This window comes from Anaerofustis butyriciformans (genome assembly GCF_036289385.1).
Classification (GTDB): domain Bacteria; phylum Bacillota; class Clostridia; order Eubacteriales; family Anaerofustaceae; genus Anaerofustis; species Anaerofustis butyriciformans.
This window is the reverse complement of record NZ_JAYFFH010000006.1, coordinates 16,918-31,767: the sequence shown is the minus strand read 5'-3', so window position 1 is coordinate 31,767 and position 14,850 is coordinate 16,918. Positions and strand designations below refer to the sequence as shown.

The 14,850-nt window shown below is 26.6% G+C and carries 10 protein-coding genes and 1 CRISPR repeat array; of the genes, 5 read left to right on the top strand and 5 right to left on the bottom strand.

Translation table 11 applies throughout. The features are described 5' to 3' along the window. Positions 1-9: 9 nt before the first annotated feature. Together V2W16_RS08330 and V2W16_RS08325 are read left to right on the top strand one after the other, a co-directional pair. Entirely contained in the window at positions 10-1,290 is a 1,281-nt protein-coding gene (locus tag V2W16_RS08330; RefSeq protein WP_329384273.1) for a patatin-like phospholipase family protein, read from the top strand. Between the two features lie 282 nt (positions 1,291-1,572). After that, positions 1,573-3,231, top strand: coding sequence for a glutamine--tRNA ligase/YqeY domain fusion protein (locus V2W16_RS08325; protein WP_138268888.1), 1,659 nt, complete (start codon positions 1,573-1,575; stop codon positions 3,229-3,231). Between the two features lie 22 nt (positions 3,232-3,253). Here V2W16_RS08325 and V2W16_RS08320 read toward each other — a convergent pair whose 3' ends face one another. Continuing rightward, the gene (locus tag V2W16_RS08320; RefSeq protein WP_138268889.1) at positions 3,254-3,550 is read right to left on the bottom strand and encodes a sigma factor-like helix-turn-helix DNA-binding protein; all 297 of its coding nucleotides are present in this window, start codon (positions 3,548-3,550) and stop codon (positions 3,254-3,256) included. Positions 3,551-3,747: 197 nt separating this feature from the next. Between V2W16_RS08320 and V2W16_RS08315 the strand changes: the two genes are divergently transcribed. The 3 genes from V2W16_RS08315 to V2W16_RS08305 all read left to right on the top strand — a co-directional run bounded on the left by V2W16_RS08315 (position 3,748) and on the right by V2W16_RS08305 (position 5,678). Beyond that, a complete protein-coding gene (locus tag V2W16_RS08315; RefSeq protein ID WP_329384266.1) occupies positions 3,748-4,365 on the top strand; it encodes a LexA family protein in 618 nt (205 codons plus the stop codon). Positions 4,366-4,466: 101 nt separating this feature from the next. Continuing rightward, complete coding sequence (locus tag V2W16_RS08310) at positions 4,467-5,516, top strand: helix-turn-helix domain-containing protein (protein WP_329384263.1); 1,050 nt, start codon at positions 4,467-4,469, stop codon at positions 5,514-5,516. A gap of 15 nt (positions 5,517-5,531) precedes the next feature. Then, positions 5,532-5,678, top strand: a complete 147-nt coding sequence (locus V2W16_RS08305; protein ID WP_171020606.1) for a hypothetical protein — start codon at positions 5,532-5,534, stop codon at positions 5,676-5,678. A 15-nt stretch (positions 5,679-5,693) separates the two neighbouring features. Then, positions 5,694-8,959: direct repeats of the CRISPR family, unit length 36 nt; unit sequence GTTTTACAATAACTCAATTTGTTCAGGTACTAAAAT. A 101-nt stretch (positions 8,960-9,060) separates the two neighbouring features. On the opposite strand, the gene csn2-St is transcribed toward V2W16_RS08305, so the two are convergent. The 4 genes from csn2-St to cas9 all read right to left on the bottom strand — a co-directional run bounded on the left by csn2-St (position 9,061) and on the right by cas9 (position 14,694). Further along, positions 9,061-10,038: a CRISPR-associated protein Csn2-St gene (csn2-St, locus tag V2W16_RS08300; RefSeq protein ID WP_329384259.1), complete on the bottom strand. Its 978-nt coding sequence runs from the start codon at positions 10,036-10,038 to the stop codon at positions 9,061-9,063. Next, positions 10,035-10,343, bottom strand: a complete 309-nt coding sequence (cas2, locus tag V2W16_RS08295) for a CRISPR-associated endonuclease Cas2 (protein ID WP_243112237.1) — start codon at positions 10,341-10,343, stop codon at positions 10,035-10,037. Before cas2 ends, csn2-St begins: the two co-directional genes overlap by 4 nt. 4 nt (positions 10,344-10,347) lie before the next feature. Then, positions 10,348-11,259 (bottom strand): type II CRISPR-associated endonuclease Cas1, encoded by a 912-nt coding sequence (gene cas1 / locus V2W16_RS08290; RefSeq protein ID WP_329384255.1) that lies wholly within the window; start codon positions 11,257-11,259, stop codon positions 10,348-10,350. Between the two features lie 132 nt (positions 11,260-11,391). Beyond that, positions 11,392-14,694 (bottom strand): type II CRISPR RNA-guided endonuclease Cas9, encoded by a 3,303-nt coding sequence (gene cas9 / locus V2W16_RS08285; protein ID WP_329384251.1) that lies wholly within the window; start codon positions 14,692-14,694, stop codon positions 11,392-11,394. Positions 14,695-14,850: the final 156 nt, after the last annotated feature.

Genomic DNA, 14,850 nt, shown 5'->3' with positions numbered 1-14,850 from the left:
AGTGTAGACATGAAATTTGATAAAGATAAAGAATATGCTCTTGCTCTAAGTGGGGGAGGAGTTCGTGGTGCATATCAAATAGGAGTATGGCGTGCTTTGATTGAAGAAGGAATAAAAATAAAAGCTGTTTGCGGAACTAGTATTGGTGCTATAAACGGAGCGTTGATTGCTCAAGGTGATTTTGACATGGCTTTGAAACTATGGAGTGAACTTACTCCTGATATTGTTTATAATAAAGACAGCAATGTTATAGACAGAATAAGAGATATTTCAAAGCTTGAAACTCTTTTAAGAGATAATCTTGATGAAGAAAAGATAAGAAACAGTGATATAGATTTTGGTATTGTAACTTTTAATTTAACAACAAAAGAGCCTGTTATAATTTTCAAAGATGAAATGCCAAAAGAAAAAATGATAGATTATATTTTGGCAAGTGCAAATTATCCTGTTTTTTACCGTAAAGAAATTGATGAAGAAATTTATGTTGATGGAGGAATATATGATAATCTTCCTAGAAAACCTCTTGCGGATAAAGGATATAAAGATATTATAGAAGTTGATATAAATCCGCCTTTAAGCGGTATAACAAAGAAAAGCGTATGTGATGATGTAAATATTTATAATATTACCAGTAAGCATAGTCTTCACGGACAATTTATATTTAACCAAAAACAAATAAATGATAATTTAAGTAAAGGCTATCTTGATGTAAAACTATATAACGATGAGTTTTTATCTTCTCATTTTTATGTTAAAAAACCGACAAATGATTATGACATATCTTTAAAACCAAAGGATATCGCAAGACTTATTTTAGATGAAAGATTTATAGGCATATTTTTAAATAACAAAATAATAAGAAATTGTATAATATACATCAATGATTATTATAAGTCAAAGAACGGTTATGATGGAGGAGATTTATCTATTAGAGATGAAAGGTTCTTTATGTCTGCAATGGAAATAACAGCAGAGGTTTTAGACGTTGAACCAATAATGCTCTATTCATATGAAGAGTTTAGAGTCCATGTTGTAAGAGAAATATATAAATTGATTTCTAAAGAAGAAGTAATAACTGATTTAATTAAAAATGGACCTTTTAATTCTAAAAATGATTTAAAAGATTATTTTGATAAAAAAACAATGTTAGCATTGCTTATCTTTTTAAGTTATAAAAATCAAACTTTGGAAAAAATCATATATAAAATTTCACCTAAAATATTGATATCATTTATTACATCTTTTATTGTTATGAACAGACTAAATTTTGATTTAGTTATAGAAGATTAGTCAATTATCAACAAATAAACACTGCATAATTAAGGGAAAAACGTGAATTTTACCAAAAGTTATCCACATACAAACAAGTTATCCACAGCTTCCCACAATAAAACATATAATTTTAAAAGAAAATGTTTTAATAAGATTTTTATTACATTTTAAAAAATATGTGAAATATTTGTGTAATATGGCTTTATATTTGTCATTTTGTTTAAAGAAATAAAAAAAACTTCAAATTTTTGTTGAATTGTATTATAATTATTAAGATATTTTGTTTAAGGAGTAAGTAACGTGGGGGATGTAAAAACAAATTTTATAACCAATGAAATAGATAAAGATATAGAAAACGGAGTTTATGCAAAAGACGAAATTTATACACGTTTTCCGCCTGAGCCTAATGGATTTTTGCATATTGGTCATGCAAAAGCAATATGTATAAATTTCCTAACAGCAAAGAAATACAACGGTAAGACAAATCTTCGTTTTGATGATACAAATCCTGCAAAGGAAGATACTTTATATGTTAATGCAATAAAGGAAGATATAAGCTGGCTTGGTTTTGAGTGGGCAAAAGAACTTCATGCATCTAATTATTTTGATAAGATGTATGATTATGCCGTTGAACTTATTAAAAAAGGTCTTGCTTATGTTGATGATCAAAGTTATGAAGAAATGAAGAAGAACAGGGGAAACTTAAATACTCCCGGAGTTGATTCACCATATAGAAACAGAAGTATCGATGAAAACTTAAAACTTTTTGAGGAAATGAAAGAAGGAAAATATGAAACAGGTTCAAAAGTTTTAAGAGCAAAAATAGATATGGCAAGTCCAAATATGAACATGAGGGATCCTGCCTTATACAGAGTTGTTCATGAAGAACATCATAATACTAAAGGTAAGTGGTGTGTTTATCCTATGTATGACTTTGCCCATCCTATTGAAGATGCAATTGAAGGAATAACACATTCTTTATGTTCTCTTGAATTTGAAGACCATAGACCTTTATATGACTGGGTGCTTGATAATCTTGATGATTACAAAGAAAAAAGACCAAGACAGATTGAATTTGCAAGACTTAATTTAACAAATCAAGTTATGAGCAAAAGATATCTTAGACAGCTTGTTGATGAAGGATATGTTGATGGATGGGATGATCCAAGAATGCCTACGATTTCAGGTTTTAGAAGAAGAGGGGTAACACCTGAAGCTATAGTTAATTTCTGTGAAGAAATCGGTGTCAGCAAGTCTAACTCAACTGTAGACAGCGGAATGTTAGAGCATTTTATAAGAGATGATTTGAAACTTAAAGCTGACAGAGTAAATGCTGTTTTAAATCCTCTAAAACTTACAATTACAAATTATCCTGAAGGCGAAATTGAAATGCTTGAAATGGAAAATAATCAAGATATAGAAAATGGAGAAAAAAGAGAAGTTCCTTTTGGCAGAGAGCTTTATATTGAAAGAGAAGACTTTATGGAAAATCCTCCTAAAAAATATTTTAGATTATTCCCAGGTAATGAAGTAAGACTTAGAGGTGCATATTTTGTAAAATGCAATGAAGTTGTTAAAGACGAAAATGGCGAAGTTGTTGAAATAAAATGTACTTATGACCCTGAAACAAAATCAGGAAGTGGATTTACAGGAAGAAAAGTAAAAGGTACGATTCACTGGGTAGAAAGAAGTACAGCAATTAAAGCAAAAGCAAGATTATTAGAACCTTTATTCAATACTGAAGTTTCAAGTGATAATTTCCTTGATATGGTAAATAAAGATTCGCTAAATGAAAAAGAAATTTACGTGGAACCATTCCTTAAAAATGCGAAAGCAGGGGATAGATTCCAGTTTGTAAGAAACGGATATTTTAGTGTAGATCCTAAATTATCTAAAGATGAATTAGTATTTAATAGAATAGTATCTCTAAAATCAAGTTGGAGACCACCTAAAAAATAAAAAGAGCCTTTAGGCTCTTTTTTTATGCTGCACCGCTTCCGAAAAGTACCTGCTCCATTTTTCTTATTGCTGCGGTTTTTATTCTTGAAGTATATTCTCTTGTAAGTTGTATTTCTCTTGATATTTGAAGCATATTTTTATTATTTATAAAAAACTCGGTTATAATTTTTCTTTCAAGATTTGTTAAGCAGTCCATTGCTTTATTAATTTTTTCTACTTTGTCTTCAATTTCTTTTTCTTCTCTAAGTTCTAAAATTTTATTGTAGATAATATATTCTTTTAAAAGATGTTCTGTCTTTTTATAATTTTTGCTCTTCATTTTTTTACTCCTTAATTTTAAATTCTTCTTTATTTTCAGTTTTGTTTTGTTTAATATGAATTATATTCATATTTTAATATGTATAACAACAAATGTCAATATTTTTATGAATAATATTCAATATTAATCAAAAATATCTTTACAATATGAATGAAATTCAATATAATATAAATATATTTTAAATATTAATAACAAAAATGACAATAAACGGAGAAATAAAAATGTTTGGTGAAAAACTTAGAGCGTTAAGGAAAAAAAATAATATGACTCAGGTTGATTTGGCAAAGGCACTTGACCTTGATAAATCTTCCATTGCAAAATATGAGAGTGCGGGGATAATACCTTCAGTTGACACTTTACAAAAAATTGCTTCTTTGTTTAAAGTTTCCATAGATTATCTATTAAATGCACAGCTTTATGATATAAACAATATAGTGAATGTTGAGATAATAGGAACTGTTGTTGCAGGAAGAGACGGTATCGCAACGTATGAATTCCTTGGTGTTTCTCAGGCTATAAACATAAATGACAAAGAAGAATATAAATATCTTAAGGTAAGGGGGGATAGTATGTCTCCTCAAATAATGGAAGGGGATTTGGCACTTGTAAGGCTTCAATCAGATGTGGACAGTGGAGATCTTGCTGTTGTGATAATCGACGGTGAAGAAGGTGTAATAAAAAAGATACAAAAGACTGAAAACTCTATTTCTCTTATTTCTTTTAATCCAATGTATGAAACAAGAGTTTTTGTAGGAAAGGATATGGCTAAAATAAGGATATTTGGTAAAGTTATTAAAGTGGAAAGAAGTTATTAACATGTGGTTAATAAAAATTTGATTTGGTTAAATTTCATTCAATAGTATTTCTTTAATGTTTTATGTAAAATATGATTAAGAAAATATTTTAGAGGTATGAAATGAAAATAGGGAATATTATTAAAGAAAAAAGAATTGAGAAAGGGCTTACCCAGGAGAAGGTTGCAAAGTATCTAAATGTAACTGCTCCTGCTGTAAACAAATGGGAGAAAGGATATTCTTATCCAGATATAACCCTTATACCAGCTCTTGCCAGACTTCTTGATACTGATGCAAATACTCTGCTTTCTTTTAAGGATGATTTAAGTAAAAATGAAATAGCATTAATCTTAAATGATATAACATCAAAAATGGAAAAGGAATCTTTTGTTGATGCTTATAACACTGCTATGGAAAAAATAAAAGAATATCCAAACAGTGAAGAGTTGATTTTTTATTCTGCTTTGGTTTTATCAGGAGGTATAGATCTTTATTATTCTTCAAATAAGGATTATTATAAAGAAGAACTTGATAATCTTTTTAAAAGGGTAATAGATGGGGATAATGATGAAATAAGAGAACAAGCATTAAAAATAGTTTGTTCAAAATATATACAAAATAATGAGTTTAACAAAGCTGAAGAAATTATTTTGAAGTTAGATGATAAAAGTTTTGATAATAAAATGCTAAAAAATTCTTTTTACCTTAAAAAAGGAGAGTTTGATAAATCTTTAAAACTACTTCAAGAAGAACTGTTTATAAAAATTACCGAAATACAAAATTTATTACTTTATATGATAAATAATATGCTTGAAACAAATAATGTTGAAGATAGTGAATATATAGCTGGGAAGATGGAAGAAGTTGCAGATGTTTTTAGTATGTGGGAATATAATAAATACATAGGCAAATGGCAGATTTTTGTGCATGAACAAAATGTAGATAAAACTATTGAATTTATGGAAAAGCTTATATCCGCTATGAAATTTGAATTAAAACATGACAGTATTTTATTTTCAAAAATTAACTATAAAAATAATATGGATATATCCAAACAATTATTAAGAGGTCTTATTCAAGAAGTTAAAACCGCTGAAGAGTTAAGTTACCTAAATAAAAGCGAAAAGTTTTGGAATTTTATAGAAAAGTATTATAATGAAATAAAGAAATAAAAGGAGATAAATATCATGAAAGACGAAAGACCTTGCAGCAACCAATATAAGGACGAATGCCCTTGTACATACCCTTGTGATAACCACGGAAGATGTTGCGATTGTGTTGCTCATCACAGAGAATGCGGAGGAATTGTAGCTTGTTTGAAACAAAATAAATAACACACTTTGGGGTGTGTTATTTTTTTTCTCAATTTGTTCAGGTACTAAAATCATAGATACTCACATCTAATCCTTTTTCTAGTTTTACAATAACTCAATTTGTTCAGGTACTAAAATCAGAAACCTTTACTTAAAACTACAAAAATGTTTTACAATAACTCAATTTGTTCAGGTACTAAAATCAGAAACCTTTACTTAAAACTACAAAAATGTTTTACAATAACTCAATTTGTTCAGGTACTAAAATGTATATGAGATAGATAGAATTGTATCAGAAGTTTTACAATAACTCAATTTGTTCAGGTACTAAAATTCTTCTGTTAAATAATGGTACTCTATTCTTGTTTTACAATAACTCAATTTGTTCAGGTACTAAAATGCATATAAACATTTTTTTTCACCTAGAGTTGTTTTACAATAACTCAATTTGTTCAGGTACTAAAATCTCTTGGAACACCGTCTACATATTTATTTTGTTTTACAATAACTCAATTTGTTCAGGTACTAAAATAAATAGTTTACTATTTGGACTATATATATAGTTTTACAATAACTCAATTTGTTCAGGTACTAAAATTCAAGTAAATCTTTAAGAATATCAATTTTAGTTTTACAATAACTCAATTTGTTCAGGTACTAAAATACCTGTGTCTATTAAGTCCGTATTCATTTTGTTTTACAATAACTCAATTTGTTCAGGTACTAAAATACTCTTGAGTGGTCTAATTTGTTGGTTTTGTTTTACAATAACTCAATTTGTTCAGGTACTAAAATTCTGTTCAATGCGGAATACCATATACAACAGTTTTACAATAACTCAATTTGTTCAGGTACTAAAATTTCTGTCGCGGAAGTAAGGTCATTTGTACAGTTTTACAATAACTCAATTTGTTCAGGTACTAAAATATAGGTAGTGAATATTATGAAGCAATTATAGTTTTACAATAACTCAATTTGTTCAGGTACTAAAATACTAAATTATCAAAAACATATGAATGTATAGTTTTACAATAACTCAATTTGTTCAGGTACTAAAATATTACATGAATGCAAAAGCTAAATATAGAAGTTTTACAATAACTCAATTTGTTCAGGTACTAAAATCTGATGAGTTCGTTAAATATATGAACGATAAGTTTTACAATAACTCAATTTGTTCAGGTACTAAAATCTAATCTTAGCCGTTAACTCGGCGTCTTCTGTTTTACAATAACTCAATTTGTTCAGGTACTAAAATACCAAAAAATCAAACTGTTACTGTTACAAAGTTTTACAATAACTCAATTTGTTCAGGTACTAAAATTTTATTGCAAATTTATACATAAGGTTTAATGTTTTACAATAACTCAATTTGTTCAGGTACTAAAATTGATAAATTAAGCAAATGTACGTTACTGACGTTTTACAATAACTCAATTTGTTCAGGTACTAAAATATAATAACAAACTTAAAAATCAAGCTATGAGTTTTACAATAACTCAATTTGTTCAGGTACTAAAATATAGCTTAAGTTATCCGCTTCTTCTTGTATGTTTTACAATAACTCAATTTGTTCAGGTACTAAAATGCATATAAACATTTTTTTTCACCTAGAGTTGTTTTACAATAACTCAATTTGTTCAGGTACTAAAATCTCTTGGAACACCGTCTACATATTTATTTTGTTTTACAATAACTCAATTTGTTCAGGTACTAAAATAAATAGTTTACTATTTGGACTATATATATAGTTTTACAATAACTCAATTTGTTCAGGTACTAAAATTCAAGTAAATCTTTAAGAATATCAATTTTAGTTTTACAATAACTCAATTTGTTCAGGTACTAAAATACCTGTGTCTATTAAGTCCGTATTCATTTTGTTTTACAATAACTCAATTTGTTCAGGTACTAAAATACTCTTGAGTGGTCTAATTTGTTGGTTTTGTTTTACAATAACTCAATTTGTTCAGGTACTAAAATTCTGTTCAATGCGGAATACCATATACAACAGTTTTACAATAACTCAATTTGTTCAGGTACTAAAATTTCTGTCGCGGAAGTAAGGTCATTTGTACAGTTTTACAATAACTCAATTTGTTCAGGTACTAAAATATAGGTAGTGAATATTATGAAGCAATTATAGTTTTACAATAACTCAATTTGTTCAGGTACTAAAATACTAAATTATCAAAAACATATGAATGTATAGTTTTACAATAACTCAATTTGTTCAGGTACTAAAATATTACATGAATGCAAAAGCTAAATATAGAAGTTTTACAATAACTCAATTTGTTCAGGTACTAAAATCCATTTGATATGTTAAAATCTCCCATAAATGTTTTACAATAACTCAATTTGTTCAGGTACTAAAATATTAGTCAACATTAATCTTTCTTGCCATTCGTTTTACAATAACTCAATTTGTTCAGGTACTAAAATAGCAAAAAAGCTATGGAAGAGGCATACACAGTTTTACAATAACTCAATTTGTTCAGGTACTAAAATAGGGTTGTATGAGGGACTTTATATAATAGGGTTTTACAATAACTCAATTTGTTCAGGTACTAAAATGTAAATATAACACGGTGTTATCTCCTGCCGGTTTTACAATAACTCAATTTGTTCAGGTACTAAAATTGGATTTACTCACCTGAAAAGCCGATAAGTGTTTTACAATAACTCAATTTGTTCAGGTACTAAAATATATATACAGATTTTAAAATTTGGTTAAAAGTTTTACAATAACTCAATTTGTTCAGGTACTAAAATAAGCCCATGAAACTAAACTTTGAATACCTTGTTTTACAATAACTCAATTTGTTCAGGTACTAAAATATTTTTTTTAGCCTTAAATCTAATCCTTTGGTTTTACAATAACTCAATTTGTTCAGGTACTAAAATCAATAGTAGTGTAGCTTCCGTCTGAATTTTGTTTTACAATAACTCAATTTGTTCAGGTACTAAAATCAATAACAGTAGCTGTTAAATCTTTAATTGGTTTTACAATAACTCAATTTGTTCAGGTACTAAAATCTTAAACAGTTCAATATGTCCGAATAAAAGTTTTACAATAACTCAATTTGTTCAGGTACTAAAATCCTTTTGATGTTGCATCTACAAAGGCTTGTGTTTTACAATAACTCAATTTGTTCAGGTACTAAAATAATCTTTAGGAACATACATTCCCATTATTTGTTTTACAATAACTCAATTTGTTCAGGTACTAAAATTTCACTGTTGAAATTAAAGCCTCTGTATTTGTTTTACAATAACTCAATTTGTTCAGGTACTAAAATGTCAAATTGCAGAATTTATAAAAATTTTCATGAATTTATAAATTCCAGCATTCATAAAAGCACCCTCCTTTTACAATAACTCATATATATTATACCATAATTTATGATAAAAGGAAATTGTTTTCTAAGGTATTTAATGTTTCTAAATGCTTTGAATGAATAAACAGATTATCATTAAATATTTTTAATATAACATCACTTTTTATATTATAAATTTCTTCTTTTCCTATTTTATTTATTATCAATTTTAAGATGGTTATTAATTCTTTATCTTCCCAGTTTTTAAAATAAGGATAATTACTTTCAATAAAATATTTTATCGTTTCCATATTTGTAAGGGAATATATTATATCGTTTATAATATTTATACCGTTAATATATTCTTTATCCAAACATACATAATTTTCAATGCATATGGGGATTATGAACCATAAATCAAAATCATACGTAAGTTCTTTTATTTGTTCATAAAAATCTTCATATTCATCTCTACATATCATATGTTCAATATTTTCAATAATTATCATTTGTTTTGAAGGACTAATTTGTTGTATTTCTTTTATTAATATTAAAAAGTCTTTTAATAAATCTATATTTTTTAATCCTTCTAAATCTCTTTCATGTATATCTTTTATTGTTGAATGCTGTATTAAATTAAATAAATCTTCTCTTTTATATGTAAAGTTAATGTTTTTAAATTCGTTTTGGTTTAATTTTATATATATTTCTTCAAGGGCATTATCTATAATGTTTAACTGTCTTTGAAAATTTATATTTTGTATTTTATCATTTATATATTTATTAATTAGTCCGGTTTTAGTTATTTTTAGAATATTTATTAAGTCTTCTTTTCCTTTTATTTTTATTATGTCAAAGTAATTCCTTCCCAATTTTTCATCATTGATTTTAATGTTTTCTTCCATATTTTTTTCATATTCCATATATTTACCATTTGAAAAGTATTTATATATGGAATTTATTATAAAATCTTTAATATAAAAGTTTACTCCGCATAGCTGGGTTATTTGCGCTAAATTTATAATATATTCTTTTTCTCTATTATATATTTGAACTTTCAAAGTACTATCATCCTCTCACTTCCTATTACCTTTTCCGTTTCGTTTTTGCTTCCTATTAATATTTTCATGTCTTCATACTGTTTTTCGGTTATTGCTACAAGCCTGATATTGCCTTTTTTAGGTATTATTTTTTCTATTCTCTTTTCCATTCTTATTTTATAATCTCTGTCAGGACAGGTTCTCATGTATACAGAATACTGCAGCATTATAAAACCTTCTTTTATTAATTCTTTTCTAAATAATCTATAATCTTTTCTTTCTCTTGATGTTTGAGTTGGTAAATCAAACATACATAAAAGTTTCATTACTTTATACCTCATTTTCTTTTCCAATATAATCTTCAACATTTGGAAAGATTATTTCTTCCTTTCTTCCTTCAAAATATCCGGCTATATTGTATACATATTCTTCAAGCATGTTGCATATATACATTTTTTTGTTGTTATATAAAACTTTATGATTTAAAAAGTTTATTAGTTCTCTCCTATGGTTAGGGGTGAAATATTTTTCTTCTTTTAAAAGATTATATGCAAAAAAATCTATAAATGGTCTAATAGGCTCTATTATGTCGTCAACGAAATTAAATCTGTTATATTCGTTTTTATGATGTATTCCAAGCTGAGTATTAAGTCCGTATCCAACGCATACTCTTGCTAAAAAGGACCTTATTATGGTATATCCATAGTTAAGTCCCGAATTTAATAAGATATCATCATTTCTTCTTGAAAATGAACATTCCATAAGTTCATTAAAATATATTTTTGCGCTGTGGGCTTCTCTGTTGTTTTCATCGTTATGCTGCATTTGTTTTATAAATTCATTCATTTTATTTTGAATATCTTCGCTTTTATCTAATAGCTTTAAAACTCTTATTTGATTTTTTATCTTTTCTTTAACTATCTTTTCCCAAAGAAGAGCATAAAAATCTTCATCTTTTTCAGTTTGATATTTTATTGTTTTTGATATTCTGCTGTGATTGTCAAAGGAGGAATAAAATCCTATAGGTAGATGTTCTTGGTCGCATATTATTATTCCAACATTATTTTTCGCAAGAGCACATAACATCCTTGATGTTAGGTTTGTTTTTAAGTTATCTAATACTATCATTGATAAGTCTCTTATAGGAACCCATATGTCTTTTCCCTCTTTTGTTATTACGAGATTATCTAAGTTTAATTTTATATTTACTTCGTTTTCTATTAAAAGCACTCTAAATGCCATTGTTTTCTCCTTACAAATATAATAAAAAAGGGCATCCGAAGACGCCCTTGAGTTCGGCATAAAGCCTTATTTTAGTAGATCTGAATAAATTGAGTTATTGTAAAAATCTACAATAACATTATATATTCATTTTTAATAAATGTCAATATCCAAAGTGAAATCTTCGTCTTTTGCATAATATCTGTTTCCAAGAATATCCACTCTTATTTTTTTTATCATCTTTGTTTTATTTAATCCTATACGATTGCGATTTTCAAAATTTGGGGCAAATGTTGGTTTTGTTTCTATATAATTTTTTGCTTTTGGCATTGTTCTTGAAAGGAATCTTTCTGTAAAGATTTCTCCGTTTTTTTCATATTCTATAAAATCATTTTTATATAGTGAAAACTTATATTTCCATCCAATAGCTTTTAAATCTTCCATGTTTTGATTTTCTTTTATAATTTTTTCATTTCTCAAAGCAGTGTTATATTTTTCTTTATCTATAAAATATTTACCCTTTATACATCTGCAATCGGCATATTTTACTCCGATTAAATAATATTCTTTCTTTTCTTCGTTATAATAAACATCTGTTCTGTATGGATTTAAGCTTTCAAGGATAACTTTTTTGCTTCCTTTATTATGACCGTATTTATGGGAAACATCAATACATGAACCAACTTCTCCATCAAGATATTTTAAAATTTGTATTCTTGCTCCATTTCCTTTTTTTGAATATTTTCTTATATAATCTCCCGTTTCTTTTTCATATTCAACAAAAGGATTCTTACAGTCTTTATATTCGTTAAATATTTTTAATAAAATATCAAAAGTTTTTTTGTCATTTCTGTACATTAAGAAATCACTTTCTTTTCCTTTTGTAATTTTATTTTTGAATGTCTTAAATCCGTCATCTGTCAGGATATTGATTTTGTTTATTTTATATGTTTTTTTATCGTAGTTTCTTGTTCCTCTTATTGTTTGATTACATAAACCTCTGTTTGCTTTTTTATCCACTTTATGCCAGAATTTAACTTCTTTTTCTGCTTTTAAGATGTTATTTCTTATTATATTCCATTTCTTTTCATACATTATATCGTCTAATTTTTCATCTTTTATTCCGGTAATCCATTGCATTTTATCTTTTATTTCATTATGCTCAAAGTCAATAAAGTTTTCTTGGAATTTATGGTATGCATTATATCCCATTTTTGAATAACAAATAAGCATTGCATCCACTGCATGATGAGAATAACTCTCATCTCTGTCTTTTTTAAGTTTTAACTTATCTCTCATTTGATGAGTGAAGCTTCCTCTTATTACACTTATTTTTGTGTCTTTGTTTTTTGATTTGAAATAGTTTTGTAAAGAATTTAGAACTACTCTTGAAGCATATCTTGTATCATTGATATTTCTTTGTATAAATCCTTTTAAAACTTCAATTTTTGTAATATCTTCTGTAAATAAAAGATTTTTAAGTTTATTCTTATTTATAAGATTTCTATCTTTTAAATCGAGAGCATAACTCATGAATTCATCAAAATTCCATTTTCTGTCTATATCTTTTAAATACATATAAGGTGTAGTGTTTCCTTTTAGTTGATTCTCTCTTCTATATACTAATACTTTATTACTTCTGCTGTCGTCAAATGATATTGATTTTGGAATTATATGGTCAATTTCAAATTTAGAATAATCATATATTAAGTCTTCTATATTTATGTATTCGCCGCTGTACATACATCTTCCGTCTTGTTCATTCCAAAGCTTTAATTTTAATGCAAGGTTTTTATGTTTATGAAAATGTTTGTTTTGAAGATCAATATTATACTCTTTATTTAATCTTTCCTTAATCTTCTTCATTTCATTTTCATTTGCTTTTTGCATTTTTTGAATATTTTTCTTTTCTTCTTCGCTGTTTTTATCTCTTGGCATTTCGATTACTATTTCATCGGGATATCCATATTTTTTTATTACGGCATTTATAGCATCAATTGTTATTGATATAGATTTTTTTACTACAGGATTATATATTTCCTTTGTTATTTCTTCCTTAGGTATTTTGTTATATTCTTTAAATTTTTCACTGTTTTTTTTGAAAAATCCCATTTCAGTAAGAAGTTCCATTTGATTTTTAGGTTCTTCGTACATTTGCGGAATTAATTCTTTCATGATTTTTAAAGATAAAGATTGCCATTTTGAGAAAAGAGAAGAGTTTTTCTTTCTAAAAGCAATTAATATTTCTATTAATTCGTCACTAAAATTTAAATTAGAATTTTTTATTGCATTTAAAATTCCATCTTTTTCTGTATTTATTGTTAGAATTTCGGCTAATTTATCTAATGTTTCAATAGAAAAATCATTAATATCTATATCATGCTCTTCAAGTGTTCTTCTTAATTTGTTATATTGTTCAAATTTATGAAAATCAGGTTTTCCGTTTTTATCTTCTCTTGAACCAAACATGGTTTTAATATCTTCATTAGTAGCATTAGCTATTATTTTTAGCATATTCACTGTTTTTGATGTTTTGATAGTATTAATAATTTCGATTTTTTCTTCTTTTGTTAATTTTCTATTTCCTATTGTAATATTGTTTAGGTCATTTAATATGTTAAATTCTTGTGCTGTATAAGATGCCCCTGCTGCTCTTCTTTCATTTTCATATACACTACATTTTCCAATTAGTTTTTCAAATATATTTTCTTCCGTAATATAGTTTCCATTTTCATCTTTTTTTGTTGTGTATCTTCCGTAATCCGTTCTTGATTTTTCATTTCCGGGACCTACATAATATTCTCTTTTTCTGTCAAATATTGTTAAATAATCATCAATAAATTCTTTTGTAATAAAATTATGAAATTCACTTTGTTTATTTAGGAATTCTTCATTTTCTTTTCTATAAGATGATTTTGTAAAGATATTGCTAAATGTAATTGTTTCATCATTTTCTTTTACAATTGTTTCTCCTCTATATTTACCAAGAGTATTTAATCTTTCTAATTGAATTTGACAAGGGAATTTGTTTTTTAGCTCATTTTGATTTATTTCAATACCCTTTTGATAATCAGATTTACTTTTATTTGTTTCATCTATAGCATCATCTAGATAAGTAATACCTCTGTGTTTTAAAGAATTTAAAAGAACGTAATAAATTTCATTTTGTGTTAGTTTTTCATTTAATCCTTTATTTTTTAAAATAAGTTGATTGTTTATTTTTTCTTTTGGAATTTCAAGATTATATTTTTTCCATAATTCTTTAAAATCACTTATTCTATTTTGTCTTCTTCGTATGAGTCTTTTTGTTTGTCTAAAACCTCTTCTTTCAACATTCTTGCTTGCATCGGCTTCTGTAAAAATATCAGATACAGCTTCAAGTACATTATAATCATCATCAATAACTGCAACGCCCACAGATGATGTGCCGATATCTAAGCCCAATTTAATACCCATTTACATACCTCCCGTTTAATTTCCTTGTTTCTAGTATAGCATATATTTTATTTTATCGTAGAATATGACAATATTTTTTTATGCTATTTGGTAAGATAGGGAAATATTTCCCACCTAATAAAAATTTTTATAATAAAAAAACACGTTATTACGTGT